At 38.2% G+C, this 16428-nt stretch carries 10 protein-coding genes and 2 pseudogenes; 4 read left to right on the top strand and 8 right to left on the bottom strand.

The window, feature by feature from the left end:
* Positions 1-14 precede the first annotated feature (14 nt).
* The 4 genes from HT729_RS09140 to HT729_RS09155 all read right to left on the bottom strand — a co-directional run bounded on the left by HT729_RS09140 (position 15) and on the right by HT729_RS09155 (position 5630).
* Entirely contained in the window at positions 15-1445 is a 1431-nt protein-coding gene (locus tag HT729_RS09140; protein ID WP_172931930.1) for an ATP-binding protein, read from the bottom strand.
* A gap of 194 nt (positions 1446-1639) precedes the next feature.
* Positions 1640-3241: a type I restriction-modification system subunit M gene (locus HT729_RS09145; protein ID WP_172926034.1), complete on the bottom strand. Its 1602-nt coding sequence runs from the start codon at positions 3239-3241 to the stop codon at positions 1640-1642.
* 173 nt (positions 3242-3414) lie between these two features.
* Positions 3415-4557, bottom strand: a complete 1143-nt coding sequence (locus HT729_RS09150) for a restriction endonuclease subunit S (protein WP_172926035.1) — start codon at positions 4555-4557, stop codon at positions 3415-3417.
* Entirely contained in the window at positions 4554-5630 is a 1077-nt protein-coding gene (locus tag HT729_RS09155) for an AbiH family protein (protein ID WP_172931931.1), read from the bottom strand. The genes HT729_RS09150 and HT729_RS09155 overlap by 4 nt, the downstream gene beginning before the upstream one ends.
* Before the next feature lie 261 nt (positions 5631-5891).
* On the opposite strand from HT729_RS09155, the gene HT729_RS09160 reads away from it, so the two are divergent.
* A complete protein-coding gene (locus tag HT729_RS09160; RefSeq protein ID WP_101514675.1) occupies positions 5892-7133 on the top strand; it encodes a Fic family protein in 1242 nt (413 codons plus the stop codon).
* Between the two features lie 153 nt (positions 7134-7286).
* Here HT729_RS09160 and HT729_RS09165 read toward each other — a convergent pair whose 3' ends face one another.
* Positions 7287-10655: a type I restriction endonuclease subunit R gene (locus tag HT729_RS09165; protein ID WP_240164436.1), complete on the bottom strand. Its 3369-nt coding sequence runs from the start codon at positions 10653-10655 to the stop codon at positions 7287-7289.
* A gap of 405 nt (positions 10656-11060) precedes the next feature.
* On the opposite strand from HT729_RS09165, the gene HT729_RS09170 reads away from it, so the two are divergent.
* Positions 11061-11609, top strand: a complete 549-nt coding sequence (locus HT729_RS09170) for an ImmA/IrrE family metallo-endopeptidase (RefSeq protein ID WP_000335401.1) — start codon at positions 11061-11063, stop codon at positions 11607-11609.
* 10 nt (positions 11610-11619) lie between these two features.
* Positions 11620-12897 carry an FRG domain-containing protein gene (locus HT729_RS09175; protein WP_023941419.1) on the top strand — a complete coding sequence of 426 codons (1278 nt, stop codon included), beginning with the start codon at positions 11620-11622 and terminating at the stop codon, positions 12895-12897.
* A 115-nt stretch (positions 12898-13012) separates the two neighbouring features.
* Here the strand turns inward: HT729_RS09175 and HT729_RS09180 are convergent, their stop codons facing one another.
* The 3 genes and pseudogenes from HT729_RS09180 to HT729_RS09190 all read right to left on the bottom strand — a co-directional run.
* Complete coding sequence (locus HT729_RS09180; protein ID WP_000134328.1) at positions 13013-14260, bottom strand: toxic anion resistance protein; 1248 nt, start codon at positions 14258-14260, stop codon at positions 13013-13015.
* 21 nt (positions 14261-14281) lie between these two features.
* A complete protein-coding gene (locus tag HT729_RS09185) occupies positions 14282-15088 on the bottom strand; it encodes a hypothetical protein (RefSeq protein ID WP_023935424.1) in 807 nt (268 codons plus the stop codon).
* A 649-nt stretch (positions 15089-15737) separates the two neighbouring features.
* Positions 15738-16151 (bottom strand): annotated as a pseudogene (locus tag HT729_RS09190) (IS3 family transposase); the annotation flags it as partial.
* Positions 16152-16189: 38 nt separating this feature from the next.
* Here HT729_RS09190 and HT729_RS09195 point away from each other — a divergent pair.
* Positions 16190-16428, top strand: a pseudogene (locus tag HT729_RS09195) (IS630 family transposase); the annotation flags it as partial.

A 16428-nucleotide genomic window follows, 5' to 3' on the forward strand; every position in this document is an offset into this window, starting at 1 on the left:
CACTCTACTGCACTCTACTTAACCAATGTATAGTATTGATTTCTGTCTTGCTTGCTAGTGCCATGCCATTCAAGTATTCCTTTATTTGCAAGATTCCTTAATAACTTACTAGCAAAATTTCTACTTCGATTAGTTATTTCAGAAGCTAGTGATGTCGTCATTTTTTCACCTGTATTATACATGATGTGTAAAATAGTTTTTTCATCATCATTTAGATCAATAAATTGATCATATTTTTGTGCAATTTTATCGCTAACTCTTAAATGCCTACTGACAATATTATTTTCTAAAGTTAACATAACTTTATTGCCCGGTTCAGAATATTTTGGTTCATGTAGAAAGAATGATTCCATTTCTGTATAGATACGTTTCACCCCTTCATTCATTTCCCTAACCCACCCAAATTCTGTCAAAATTCTAGCTATACGAGGATTTCTAGAAAAGCGTTCATGTTTTATATTCTCAACTGTAACAATATTTGGTAATTTGCCTGGACTATGAATTTCCAAACGATTATCAAACATCATAACTCTAATATAATCACCTGATACTGAGTAATTCCTATGCGTCACTGCATTGACAACTCCCTCAAACCAAGCAAATTCAGGATATTCAGGTAGAATTTGGAATTGGCCATTATCATCTAAATATTGAAACTCCCGAAGCTGTGTACGAATAAAATCCCTTACTTTATTAATTAGAATTGGAAGGGCATCTTCAAATGTCACATCTTTAACGACATTGAATGTACTTCCCGTACCCATATCAACGCCATCAAATCGTAAAAAACGTATCCTTGCTTGAGGGAAGAAACTAGATGGATACTTCCCAAATAATAGAATAGAGGCTTTAGTCAACTGACCATCAACTAATAAGCGCCTAGCTTTCAGTATTTCTTCTGTACTTCTATCTTTGCTCACAAATTTGGTCTTATACTCATTCACAAGTTCTTCATCAATATCATCTAAAGTTGCTCCTGCTACAATTTCATCCTCAAAATGACGTTGCCCCTTATCGTAACTCAACTGTATACGTTGTTCAAAACCTAATTTAACAGATTCATCACCTTGTCGTAAATAAACATCATCGTTGGGAGCAGTAATCACTCTATCAGTAGATACTTCTACAGAAATAATTAAAATAAAATCTTCTTCCTCTTTATAATTTTTAACTTCTAATTTAGTAAATTTTAAACTTAGAGGATTATCTCTTAATGCTCCCTTAAGTTTTTCAAACTCTTCAATTGGATACGCATTCCCATCCTTAAAACCTGTAATAATATTATTTCTTTTTTCATCCTCAATACCAATGACTAATTGGCCACCTTCTGCATTCGCGAAGGCAATCAAATGTCTTAAGAGTTCCAATGGTTTTTTACGAGCACTTTTCCTATCCAAATACTGACTTTCTGGCGCAAACTGCCAGTATGATAAACCTTGTTCCATTTACTTACTCCTAAAAATAATTAACTTTATTATATCACAACAACTAGACCATTTTCTGGGTTAAATCAAACTTCCGAGTCTAACGACTGTCAATTCCACTAAAAATTATTTGGCAAAATATTTTCTAAAAATCAACGAAATCCAAAAACACCTCGTACAATTTATACGAGATGTTTTCATTCTTAGCCTACTCTCTAAATCTCATTCAACTTTTCGAGATAGGCGGTTAATTCTGCTTGGGCTTCTGGTGTTGTGCCTACTAGTTGGCTGCGCATGTGTGCGAGTCTGGCTTCTACCTCTCCAATCTCTTTATCAATCTCTGCGAGCTGGTCTGCGAGGTCGGCTAGAGGAACAACGGGTTCTTCCTCAAAGGTATCGACATAGCGTGGAATGTTGAGGTTATAGTCATTTTCGACAATTTCTTCAAAGCTGGCTAGATGAGCAAACTTCTCGACATTCTCGCGTTTTTGATAGGTCTCCAAAATCTTGGCAATATGGTCTTCGGTCATATTGTTTTGATTTTTCCCTTTTTCAAACTCTTTTGAGGCATCGATAAAGAAGACATCCTTATTGGTGCGATTCTTTTTAAGGATAATAATGGTTGTCGGAATAGAGGTATTGTAGAAGATATTTGCTGGCAAGCCGATAACTGTATCAATAGCGCCTTCTTCTAGCAGGTGCTGGCGAATCTTCTGCTCGGCTGCTCCTCGGAAAAGGACTCCGTGAGGAAGGACGATGGCCATAACTCCATTATGCTTGAGATGGTAAAAACCGTGAAGGAGGAAGGCAAAATCTGCTTTTGACTTAGGTGCCAAAACTCCATAACTTGAAAAGCGAGGATCTTGCAGGAAGCCACTATCTGCTGACCACTTCAGTGAATAGGGTGGGTTCATCAAAACCCCATCAAAGTCTGTCGGCTCGGTAGTCGGCCAATCTTCGTCTAGGGTATCGTGGTTGCTGAGGTGATAGTTCTCAATCGCTACTCCATGAAGCATCATATTCATACGAGCAAGGTTGAAGGTCGAAGTAATCAACTCTTGACCGTAGTAAGAAATCGTCGAAGCTTCCTTACTATAGCGCTTGGCATTGAGCAAGAGAGAACCAGACCCCATGGTCGGGTCGTAAACCGACATCCCCTTTTGATGCTCACGCCCTGCAAAGACAATCTGAGTCATGAGGTGAGAGACTGCTTGAGGTGTATAGAACTCTCCAGCCTTTTTCCCAGAATCACTAGCAAACTGGCCAATCAAGTACTCATAAGCATCACCCAAGATATCACCAGCATGACTAGACACATTGAGGTCGTTGAGCTGTTTCATAACCTCAGAGATGGTCTTGTTTTGCTTTTGTGGAGTATTACCTAGCTTTTTCGCATAGAGGTCGATATCTTCGAAGAGATTTTCAAATTTTTCATTGGCCTGCTCGATATCACGGAAACTTTGGGCTAGGGATTCTAGCTGGAAGGTTCCTTCATGGATAGACTGGACCAGCTTGGTAAAGGTCAGAGAAGGCTCAATCACATAGCCTAGCTCGTCATTTAAGACCTCGATGAGGTCTTCACGGACATCTGCATCCGCAAAGTTTTCCTCATAGAGAAGCTGTGCTTGCTGGAAGGACTCAAAGGTCTCGTCCAAGTTATCACAGACGGCTTGGAGGATGTTGTCGGATAGGTACTTGTAGAAAATCAAGCCCAAGAGGTAGGACTTGTATTCATTAGCTTCCATCTGGCCACGCAGGATATCTGCCGCATTCCAGAGGGATTGGTAGAGTTCTCTTGATAAATCTGTTTGTGACATAGGGTCTCCTATCAATTTCTACTTTCATTCGTTTAGTGTAGCTTTCTGAGGTCTTTGTATCTTAGATAATCGAACACGACCTAAAAGCTGGGTAAAAAAGATAAACTGTCTGGTCTTCATCGAATACTGTCCCAGTTTCCTATTTTTACTGGGCTTTTTACGGTCTTGGTATCTTAGATAAACATTTTTCTGAGTAGGGTTTGTTTGCTTTCTTTGAGCTGGTTGACTTTTTCCTCTTGCTTGGCAATGGCCTTGTCTAGGTCTTGGAAGAAAGAACCGATAGCTTCTTGTTCAGGGAGAGAGGGAACGAAGACGGTAAATGACTGAATTGTTGGCAATCTTAGCGAATCAACCGTTGCCTTTACTGTATTCCTCATAGCATGCTGTTTAAAATCTTTTTTCATCTGCTGTAGTACAAACTTAGCGTTAACATCTGTAAAGTTAGAGATTTTATAAACACGTTGATGAACATCGAATTTCCCATTTACATAATGAAAAATTTCTCCTAATCTTCCTTCTCCAGGTATTAAGATAGCCTCTCCATCAAAAGAATATGAATTAATTCGTTTTACTTCTTCTGAACGAATGTAAAATGGATATAATCCATTCTCAACAGAATCTTGAACATCTCTACCACCAGTTTTTATATTCGTAACTTCCCCCAACTTCACTTCCTTCCACTCATCTTCAAATCCTGCGAAGCGAAGGGCTGGTTTGGTTTGTCCTTTGGCTGAGAAGAGGAGCTTGAGGTAAGTTTTCTTCTGCTCTTTGAGCACCTCTAACTTACGCTGTTGAAGGCTAATAAGCTGGTCAATATCTTGGAAGAAAGAACCAATGGCAGTTTGCTCGGAGAGGGAGGGGAGGGAAATATCTGTCTCTAAAATATTCTTATTGTATAATCTTTTTATTGTAGTTCCTTCAATTCCTGACCAAGATACAATCTTATAAAAAGCTTTAAGAAACTTGTTGTTAATTTTACCATGGTGATTCAACCAAACAATATTTGAATCTTGGTAGTAAGCTTCATCTCCATCGTACTCAACAACGCGGCCAATACTTCCTGAAGCAGATAACAGTAAATCTCCTCTTTGAGGATAAGCAAATTTTGTTTTATATTCTTCAAATTTTTCTCTAGTTATATAAGTATCAGCTTCCCCTCCAAAAGTACCAATTTTGAAAAAAGGAATTTCAAACTCCGCAGAAGTTTCCTCTTTGAAAATCCTCCTACACATTTCAACTGACCCAAGATTTCCCAACTTCTTCTCTTCCCAAACTTCAGTATACCCCGTAAAGCGATAACTTGGTTTTTTTGTCATATTACTCCTCCAACTATTTCATCTTTATTTGTATCTATAAATTGCAATTGATAAGCTTTACGAGCCCCCCATGCCTTAAGTGTTTTCTTAATAGTATATTCATTCTGCTTATCGAACTGGTCTACATAAATGCTCACATCCGGTGTCTGTTTAAAAATTTCTTTAAAGTACGGAGCATCCACTCCATCCTCATCCCGAATACCAAAACCAATGAAGTAGATTTCTTTGATAGAGCTTAAACTTTTGAAAAACTGTATATTATTAGTTAATATACTATCAACTGGTTTCTTTAACTTATTAACAACTTCTTCCATATATGCTCCTACATCTAGAGGATTGAAATCACTTACTTCATCATCAAAACCATGTCCAAAAATAAATTTTTCCCCACCAATAACTCCATGTAAATGAAAAACTTGCTCTTCAGGGATTCTATATAAATCCTCTAACGTTTTTGTATAATTGAAATTTAGAAATGTTGCATCAGAGTTTTTCAAAACTGTAGCTTTTAACAATTTATAACACGAATTTTCACCATTTCTAAGAATTCTATCAGTCCATTCAAAATATGTTTCTTCTATCCACAATTTAAATAATTTATTTAAAGAATATAATACATATTTAGCTAGAATTTCTCCTATTTCATTAGCATTACTAGCCATTATACTGCCATCCAAATCTCTAGCGTTATATATACAATCTGTATTAACAATAGACACTTCATTAAAATCTGCTAATTTCTCTTCAAAATCAGACCAAAATTTCTCAGTTTCCGTAATTTGACTCATTAGCTGATACAGTAACTTATACAAAATTACATCATCTGGATATAGATCTCCTCCATCTGGTACCATTTCCATTTCAGGTATGGTATCATCATCAATTTCTTCTAGCAATATTTCTTTATCAATTCTATTTAGATATAATTTTATGGCATTTTCACTTTGCAACGACTCTAACAGTTCATCTTTCCCATAAGCCTGCTGATAAACGAACTTCTTGAAATATAGATAATTCGTCCTTAAATCATGTGCTATATCAAAACCATTTCCGATAATAAATAATTTTTCCACTATATCCCCTCCTTTCTATTACTCAATTTTCTTATTTCTACACTTTAGATTTTAATTTTTTGATTTCTATTCTTCAATTTTACCTATTTTTGCACTTTAGAATGTCTATCTGTCATTTCTATTGTTCAATTTTGGCTATTTTTGCACTTTAGATAGGCAACTATGCTATTCTATTATTCAATTTTACCTATTTTGAAACAATAGATAGGCTGATTTTGTGATATAATGTTAAAAAACGTTGAAATGCGAGGATGACTACATATGAACTATAGAGAACTTAGAAAAATCTACTACAGTCATCGTGACCGATATGAGGAAGAGTATCAACTACGCTTACAGGGATACAGCTCCATTAGGACATCTCTTTATCCTCATTTAATGCAACGCGATACTGTCAAAACAAGCCAATACCCTCTATTTGTTACCCTGCATCTTGGGATTTCCCAACTAATGGAAACTATCTCACAGCAGTCTCAACGAATTAGCCAAATAGCTGATACCCTCCCTAAGATTGCCCACGATCAGTTTTATAAAGAACAACTCTACCGATCGATTATTTCCACAAATGAAATCGAAGGTATCCATACAACTCGTAAAGAGTTGGTCGATGTGGAGAAACTCCTAGAGGAAGACCCTTATAAGACCGAACAAATCAAACATCTTTCCACCTTGCGAATGTATCAACAAATCCTTAAGGATGAATTTCTCCAAATCCAATCGCTCGAAGATATCAGAGGGATTTATGACCAATTGACACAAGGAGAAATTTCGCCAGAGGATGAACTCGATGGAGAGTTTTTTAGGCAAAAATCAGTCTTTATTCAAGATGACAAGACTGGCAAAGTCATCTATATCCCACCTCAAAAGGAGGAACAGATTCAGGTCATGCTGACAGAGTGGATTCGTTTTATAAACGACCATTCTATCCCAAACCTTGTCAAGGCTTGTGCTGGACACTATTTTTTTGAAAATATACATCCCTTCTATGACGGTAACGGTCGGACAGGACGCTATATCCTTGCCAAGTACTTGTCTAGAAAACTCGATAAATTTTCAGGGTTAGTTTTGTCCCAACAAATCAATCACCATAAGCAAGACTATTATAAGGCTTTTAGGAATACTGGCGATCATCTCAACCGTGCCGATGCTACCTTCTTCGTTGAAACCTTGTTGACTTTTATCAAGGAAGGACAGGAAAATATTATCCAAACCCTCCTTGAAAAACAAGAGCAACTGAATCGCTATAAAGTTAAGATAGAGCAGACAGAAGGGCTGGAGGAAGTCGAGAAATACATCTTGTTTCTACTCGCTCAGTCCAAGCTCTTTGTTGATGATAAGAGAGATGGTATAGAAGATAGAAGCATCATCCAACTGGCCAATCAGTCCAACCATCATTACTCTAAGAAAAAGGTCAAGGATGCTTTCTTGCATCTTGAAGATAGGGGAATTTTGACCCTAATTGGTCGAAAACCTTCCCAACATTATCTTTCTGACTATTTTTAATACTCAATGAAAATCAAAGAGCAAACTAGGAAACTAGCTGCAGGCTGCTCAAAACACTGTTTTGAGGTTGCAGATAAGACTGACGAAGTCAGTCACATATATACGGCAAGGCGACGTTGACGTGGTTTGAAGAGATTTTCGAAGAGTATAAACCTATCTCCCTCTTAGCGGTAAGATATCCTCTGAAATCATGCGCATATAGTCCTCTTTGAGGGCTTTTTTGTATTTGAGTTTTGGTAGTGCCTTGTCTCCGTGGGCTTCCTTATAGGCCAGATAGTCCTGAGATTCCGTAATGGCTTTTTCACCATTTTGCTTGTCTCGTCCGATGCGGTAGTTGTCCACTACGAACTGGAGTTCATCCTCTCCTATCTGCCAATAATCTGCCGTTTCACGAATCTTTTTCTGGGTTGTTAGCTCAATCATCTCATCCAACTTATGGGTCACAGACTGCCCCTGATAGCTCTTAGCATCTGCTTGGACATTCTGCCAGAGTTTGGAGATGAGGCTGGATAACTTGGGATTGGATTTGTTCAAATCTTCGATATAGTTATCTACCAGACCCTTTTCCTTTTTACCGATGAGGTTTTCCCGATTTTCAATCAGGGCTTGGATGAGAGAGAGGATATAGTGATAGTTTATCTCGTCGGTGCGGATGGATTCAAGCTCATACTCGATATCCAGTAACACACCTTCATCTTCTTGGTCTTCTTTTCTGCGTCTGCGGAGTTCTTCGATGACATTGTGATATTGGCCGGCAAAGTTCTCGATGTCTTCTAAGCTGAGGCCAATCTCTCTGAGGATGACTTTCTCATCATAGTCAGAATAGATCTGTATAGAAGATAGGAGCTTGTCAAATTCTTGGAAGGCCTTGGCAAAGCGTTTTAATTCTGCATCTGTAGCCGTATCCAAATCAGGCACCTGCTCTGGACTTGGAGCGATGGCTAATAGTTGATGAACCTTCTCAAGAAACTTGGCCTTCTCCTCCTGCCATTCTGGGGCTAAGACACTGGTTTCGCCACCATTTGAGTAGAGGCTCAGAGCTTCATCCACCTTTTCTTTAAAACGGCCAGGCGTTTGGAAGGTGACGATTTGGCCGAATTTCTTGCCTTCATCAAAGAGGCGATTGGTTCGTGAAAAGGCCTGAATGATATGCTGTGGTTTCATGGGCTGACGATCCATGAACAGGGTCGATAGGCAAGGGGCATCAAAGCCTGTCAACAAGCGGTCCACAACGATAACCAAGTCCAACTGTTCCTCACGGAAGGCAAAGCGTTCTTTCTTACGGGCCAGACGGTCGTTGAGGTCACTATTGTAGGAAGCAATTGTTGCTAGGCTAAAGTGGGTACCAAACATGGCATTGTAGTCTTCTAGGCTCTCCTCCATGTAGGCTTGGTTGACATAGGAGTTTGCTTCATTTTCTGTCACAGAGTAAGTAATGGCAACCTTAGGGAAGTCTGGCAAAACCTTTTTAACATTTTCCGAAATGCTTAGAGACTTCTCTCCATTTTTGACTTGCTTAATCAGGTTATAATAGGCCTGCGCACGGACAATGCTTTTGACAGTCAAAATGGCTTCATAGGTTTTTCCTACCCCATTTTGGAAACCGAGTTTGCGTCTTGAGCGATTGAGAATAGCATCTAAAACGGCAAGCATATGTCCTTCGTCATCATAACGCTCCTCGTCAATCTCATCTTCTGCCCAACCAGGCATGGTCGTCTGATACTCCACATTAAAACCAAGAACCGCCTTGTCATGGATGGCTTCTTTGACGGTATATTGATGGAGGCAGTCACCGTACTGCTCTTCGGTCGTCTGAGCAAGGTCTCCTTTTTGTTCACGTTTATTTTCTGTAAAGATAGGAGTTCCTGTAAACCCATACCAGAGAGAATTTGTAAAGAAGTGCTCTAGGTGGCGTTGGCGTTCAGGAGTCACTGCGCGATGGCATTCATCGACGACAAAGGCTAGTTTGAGTTGCTTGATACGATTGTAGACCTTTTGGTGACGGCCTTCATCAAACTGACGAATCATGGCATTGATTTTCTGGATGGTCGTCACAACGACACGGCGGTCATCAGAAGCTAGATTTTTAACCAATTCCTGTGTATCATCGGTCTCGTCGATATCGATCATGTCATTCTCTGCGTAAGACTGAAACGAACTGGTCGTCTGCTGGTCAAGGTCTGTCCTATCAATCACAAAGATTGTCTTTTCGATAGATGGAATCTGGAGCAGATTGCGTGAAACCTTATAGGAGGTCAGGGTCTTTCCTGAACCAGTCGTATGCCAAATATAGCCCGACTGGCGCTTGCGACTGGCTTCACGGATAGCCTCAATGGCATGTACTTGATAGGGACGCAATAAAATCAAGGCCTTCTTGTCATCATCGATGACAGAATACTGCATGACCATCTCGTGGGCTCTCGGTATCGACAAGACAGACTCTGCAAAGTCAAATAGCTGGGGTTGGGGGCTATTTTCACTATCCACCCACTTGGTCAAGAAGCGTTCATTTAGCTTGTTGGCTTTGGCAGCTGCGATGTAGCGAGTGTCTGTGACATTAGAGACGACAAACATCTGAAGACTTGAAAAAATACCTCTGAACTGTCCTTCTTGGTCGTATTTCTTAATCTGACGGAAGGCATCCATATAAGGATGAGAACGGCTTTTCAGTTCGATTTGAATCATAGGCAGACCATTGATTAGCAAAGTCACATCCCCACGACGCTGGCGAATCCCTTCTCCGCCTGTGATGACTTGGTTGACAACCTCATAGCTGGATTTGCCACCAGCGACATTGTTTCTCCACAAGACTTCCAAGCGAATGGTGCCTAAACTAGCATCTTCACGTTGAACCTGCACCTTGGCAATGCCATTTTCCCCTGCTATCCACTTGGCTGCTTCGTAGAAGTTGACGAAATTGAGCTGGTTTTTAATTTGATTTTTCTCTGAATTTGTAAGGGGATGGTCTTGCAAAATGCGGACATTATTGGCTTCCAGCTTGGCAAAAAAGTTTCCCCATAGGAGGTCTTCTGTATTTAACTCAGGTCGATACACCCATTGACTTTCTCCCTTTGTCAACTGGTTGATCAAATCTCGCTCTATAGCCAATTCCTGTTTGGTTTTGGCTTTACCTGCTACAGGGATAGCAGTCTCATCTTTGGGAGAGAGTCTCTGGCTGATATGGAAATCCTGCAAGGCGGCTTGATTGAGATATTGCAATTTTTTGAGAAGATCTTGCTCCGTCCCTTTAATGGCTTGATAGGCTGCCGTCAAGTCTTTATCTGCATCTAGGTAGTGATGGGGATTCTTCTTTATTTGAATATAACCCTGCACTAAATCTTCTAAACGTCTCAGCTGAATAGCAAGCTGGTTCTGGAGTTCCTGAGAATTGCTTCCAGATGCTCCTTTCTGGTTGATAGCTTCTAGGTATTCTACGATGGCAGTATAACTAGGCTGTAACTCAGGTGCTGAAACGATGAGTTCTTGCTCTAATTCTTTTGATAAGGTGTAAGCCATGTTCATACCCCATTTCTACAACGCAAAAAGCCTACCAAAAAGATTGGCAGGTTTTGAAAATGGGTATGAAAACGCAAGTTTATATATATATATGCAAGCTAGTTATTTGCTTAAATCTGAAAACCATAGGGACTCTTCCTTTTCATTCATCCAAGGCGTTGCGACATCGAAAAAACAGCGCCTTTACTTCCTTCTATTGTATCATAAAAGACTAGTAGTGAAAAGGTTTCCCATGGTTTTATCTCTTATTTCAGAGTAAAGGTAGTTTCTTTCTTAAATTTTCAATCTATCTATAGACTAAAAGATCTTTTTAGTTTAGAATAGTAATATAAACTATTTTTGTATCATGATAACTTAGAATAATTCATAATTTTTTAATAAAAATAAAAAATATAAATAGGAGAATTTATAATGTGTAAAGTCTATAAATATAGCGAACTATACTCAACAGATTTTATGTCTTATTTTGACAATAAAAAAGAAGTAATATCAGACATTGAACTTCAATCAGATGAATATAGTATAGATATTGATAAAATTATTGCTGAATTAGGAATTGAGGTTATAGAAACATACTTCGATTCGCATTCTGGAAAATATGATGCTGACACTAAAAAAATGTATGTTAATATTTTGGAACCGCTACAGCGTCAACGATTTACTAAGTCTCATGAATTAGGCCATTTTGTGTTAAAACATGAAGGAATTTCTGAACGTGAACAAACACCAGTAGCGAATGCTAAAGAAAGAGCTGCTAACCAGTTTGCAGCAGAACTACTAATGCCGCAAAAGTTAATCATAAAAGCAATCGATAGAATGGCAATAGATTATTCTATGACCTGGGAGGAATTAGATACTTTAAATGATGAAATTATTATTACTTATCTTGCTGAAAAATTAAATGTGTCCAATCCGGCTATGAAATATAGACTTATTAATTTGGGTGTATTGTCCATTTAAGGAGAATTTTATGTTACTTAGGGATAAATTCTATGAAAATTTAGGGACCTATTATTCATCCCCTGAAGAAATAAAAAATCAACTGAATTCAAAAATCTTTAATGATTTTAAAATAGTAATAAATATAATTGGAATAAACCAACCTCAGGAAGATTTAACACCAATTTACAAAATTCAAAATCTAGAACTCTCATCAACAAATAAAAACTCTAAATTGCAAGATGAAATCGATGATATCAATAAATATTTATTAAGTGCAGGTACGGGATTAGGATATAAAGATGAAAAAAATTCATGGAGTTTATTTTACTTAATAAAAGAAATGATTACATCGTTTCAAAGACAAGGCTATAATTACTATAGGGGACAAAGAGAAGATTGGGAAACAGTACCAGGGATATTTAGAAATTTACAAAATAGTGAAGGAAATAAATACTGTAACACTTTTGAATCTCTTTATCTAAATATCTCTAGAGAATTTCCTGATGAAGTTAAATATGTCCCTTTAAATCAAGAAATGTTAGATATCCGAGCTGATGAATTAGCTATCTTACAACATTATGGTTTGCCAACAAGTCTACTAGATATTTCCGAAAATCCATTCATAGCCATGTTGTTTATGTTAGGTTTTGGGAAAATAAAAAATCCTCAGTTAGAGTTCTATAAAATTGACTCCAGCAATGATAGTGAGAATGGAATAATTTCTTTAGTTCATAAGAAAATTACAAATAAGAGAATACGGGCACAAAAAGGTGCTTTTATAAATTTTGATAAACTTATTAAATTTATAAATTTTAAAAAAAATGAAATAGAATTAGAAAATTATAAACCTATCGATAGAATTATTCTAAATATCAAATTTAATATAGAGGCCTCTATTAAGTCTTTAAAAAATCAGCAAAGCTCTAATCATACTAAGCCAGAAGATGATCTATCTTCTAAAAATTTAGACGGAGTAATTAAATTTTTAGAAGGAAAGTCTGTCAAATCAGGTTCTGATAAAAATAATCAAGAGGAAAGAATTTCTGGCGACTACTATGAATTAATTCAAAGAGAACTTTTACGAAAGTTAAAAGAGTACAATTATGAAACAAATGCCTTATTTCCAGATTTTTCAGACTATTTGATTTATAAATCTAAAGAATTCGAATTAAAAGATGATAAAAAATCTAATAGAGCGGTACTTAATGAATTAAAAAAAAATTCAAATAACCTGCCTTATCATAAAAGCAAAAAGAATAGAAAAGGTAAATATAGAATCACAAGAGTCTGGAGAAAAAGTCTTTGAAATCAAAAAAACGCATAATATCAAGAATTATACAACCTTGATATTATGTGTTTTATTGTAGAAAGATTTACTTCATTTTCTCCTGAAATTGAGTTTTTCCCAGCATCCTTGTGTATTATTCTTGTACTTCTTTCTGAGCAGCCTTGCCTTGGTCGAGAAGGGCTTGGACGATTTTCTCATCGCGTAGTTTGACAGAATCGTTGATCATTTCTGCGGACTTGACGATGGTTGTTTCTAGTTGGGCACGTTTCTGGCGTCCCAATTCAATAGCTGCGACGATACCTTGGTTTTGAGCGACCAGACTTTCAGCCAATTTGGTAACAGACTCAACAGCGACTGTCGGGCTTTGGGCAATTCTTTCCATCTGCGGAATCACTTCCTTGCTGGTCTCAGCTAGCATCTGAAGGGCAGCATTATTGGCATTGACAATGGCATCTGCCACGACACCTGATTTCATGGATTGTTGCAAAATACCCAGTTGGGCAATGGAAAGTTTCATTGTCGGAATCGTATTACGACGAAGCATTCCCAATTTTTGGCGCATATCAGATGACACCTTCACAAGATTGCGCATCTGAGGTGTTGTTGCCCAGGCAACATAGAGACGGCTGACATACTCAGTGTGCTGTTGTTCAAGGGTATTGACCACTTCAGCCATGCGGGCCAATTCTTGTGACTTGGTTTGGTATTCTACCGTACTTGTATCGAGTTGGTCAGCTTGAGCTTTCAGTTCTGCAGCGCGCTTGCCAGCTTCTGTCTGGCTGGCTTCGATAAAGGAAATCACTCCCACTAGATTTTCAATGGATTTGGTATTGTCCTCAATCAACATCTCAGCAGAGACGATATTTCGAGCTAGCACATCTTCTTGCTTGACCACTGCGGCAGCCATGCCATCGAGCTTTTGCTCTACTGTTTTTGAGTCAAAGTAAAATTCCTGTAGGGTATTCTTGCTCTTGTTAAACAATCGTTGCAAAAAGTTTGGCTTTTCTTCTAACTCAGCAATTTCAGCGTTCTTGTATTTGACTACAAAGCCTTGCAACTCACGGTTGGTATTCTTGAGAAGATCATCCACTTGGGGAATCTGCAGTTTCTTTTGTTCTGACAAGATACGGTTGACCGTATTGTTCACACCTTCTACAGCAGATTGGCCAAAATCCAAAAGAGCATTTTGATTGGTGACAAACTGGTCTACCAACTGGGGCACGTGCGCCTTAATCCCTTCTTGTTGCTCAGGGCTCAGCTTCTCAAGGAAGGTCAAGGTCTTGTCCGAGCCAGTATTGGTCTCGATGATTTGGGTTGTCTTATCCACCTTAGCTACCGTATTATTGGCAATCTGGTCAATATCAAAATTAAATTCTGTCATGGTTACTCCTTTGTTTCTAACCTATTCTTTACGATCTTTTTCTAGGATACGCAAACTAATATCAAAATCACGCATATCTGTTTCATTGAGTTCTCTCAACACCTGGTCCAGCTCAAGGTCAAATTGTTCGATAGCTGCTTTAGCTTGCTGTAAACGTTCTTCTGCTCGATTATAGTTTTTAGGATTGGCCTTAATCTTTAAATAGCCTTCTAAAATCGTTTTGAATTTCTCCATCTTCAAACTATGAATGGCCGTCAATTCTTCCTTATCCCCCTCAGCCGAGGTAGCAATCTTGTCTAAAATGGCCTGATGGTCAATGGCAATATTGGCCAAGGTCTGGGACAATTCTGGAGCTAATTCCTCTGGCTCCGCATTTTCAAGATCTACCTGACTTTCTCTATCCAAACGTTCTAGCTGAACATCGATGTTTGCCCTTACTGTACGAACCTTTTTGTCAATACGGTTGTAGATATCAGCATCGATATAGGACTTGAGACGAACCGCCTCCTGATGGATTTCCCTCAGTTCGATCAATACTTGATTGGCCAGACTCTTATAGGAATCTGAACCTTTTTCTACTAAAGTTCCCTCCAATTGCTGAATATCCTTGTCCGCCTGACGAATCCTGGCTTTTAAAAGCTCAATCCGATCATCGAGCGAACGATCCTGCAAAAGAGGATAGCGCCAACGTTTATAGAGACGATAACCACCATAGCCTAGCAGGACACAAGCCGCAAGTGGGAGAGCATATTGAACCAAAAGGCCCAGTAAGAACAAGAAGCCCCAAAAATAGAGACAGCCTTTCCAAAAACCATTACCTGATTTCATAAACATTCCTTATTTTCAATTTATAAATCTATTTTAGCACAAAAGACAAAAATGAGGGCGGAAATCCCCTAGAAAAGAGTTGATTTCTTTGCTGTAGAATGCATGCGTGCTAATTTCAGTGGAGCGGACTCAAACCACAGGATTCAGTGTTATAAGATTGCGGAATGACCTCTGAGGAATATCAAAACAAAAGCTTGAAATATTGGGTGTTATATGTTAGAATGAACTTACAATGTGAGTAAAGTTACAGCATATGTAACTAAAAAGCCCCACCGTGCCACCGATGGTTTTTTTTGCTACCCTCTTAAAGGGTTAACCATTACTTCTTACGTTTCTTAAGCCATAACTTGAAAAGCTCAGATAACACGTTAATAAGTAACAGAGCTAGAAACACTGTGAGTAAAGTTTCTAACATCGGCAACACCTCCCTTCATTAAATTGAGGGGGCTAAAATATAGTAGATTGAAACTAGAATAGTATATCTGGATTTCTAAAATATTACTAGAAATTGATTTGATTGTCCTGATTGATTTGTCCTATTTTTATTTTATTTCTCTATATTATATCATCAAGATCACGTAATTCCCAAACAAAAACGCCTTTATGTGTATGTACTGATGTACTGATCCCAAAAAGTTAGACAATTAATTTAAGCAAAGGATTTAGTTCTGTATTGCACAGGGCTAAGTCCTTTTAGTTTTACCTTAATTCGTTTATTGTTGCAGTAATCAATATAGTCTACAATAGCTTGTTCCAATTGATTAAGCGATTGAAACGACTTCTCATAACCGTAAAACATTTCCGATTTCAGAATCCCAAAGAAGGACTCCATCATACCATTGTCTGGGCTGTTACCCTTACGTGACATAGATGGTTAGATTCCCTTATTCTTTAAAAAATGACGATAGAAATCGTGTTGGTATTGCCATCCTTGGTCACTATGGAGAATTGTATTTTCGTAATGGTTCTCTGTAAAGGCTTGTTCTAGCATAGCTTTCATTTGTACTAAGTTCGGCAAATAGGAGATAATTTCACTGTTAAAGCCATCTAAAACTGGTGATATAGTTGCTTAGTTTCAAACAAGCATGTTATAATAAAGCTATGGCATATAGTACAGATTTTAAACAGAGAGCATTAGATTACATCAAAGAGGGGAACAGCCATGTCGAGGCAGCCAAGGTTTTTGATGTCGGCGTCAGAACTCTCTTCACGTGGGAAAAGAACTTACGTGAACAAGGACACTTAGAGAGGAAAAAGCGAGTCGTCAAAAACCGAAAGATTCCTTTAGAGGAATTGAAATCCTTTGTAGAGGCTCATCCAGATGCTTTTTTACGGGAAAT

It is taken from the genome of Streptococcus sp. 79, from assembly GCF_013277425.1.
In the GTDB taxonomy this organism is placed as follows: Bacteria; Bacillota; Bacilli; order Lactobacillales; family Streptococcaceae; genus Streptococcus; species Streptococcus pseudopneumoniae.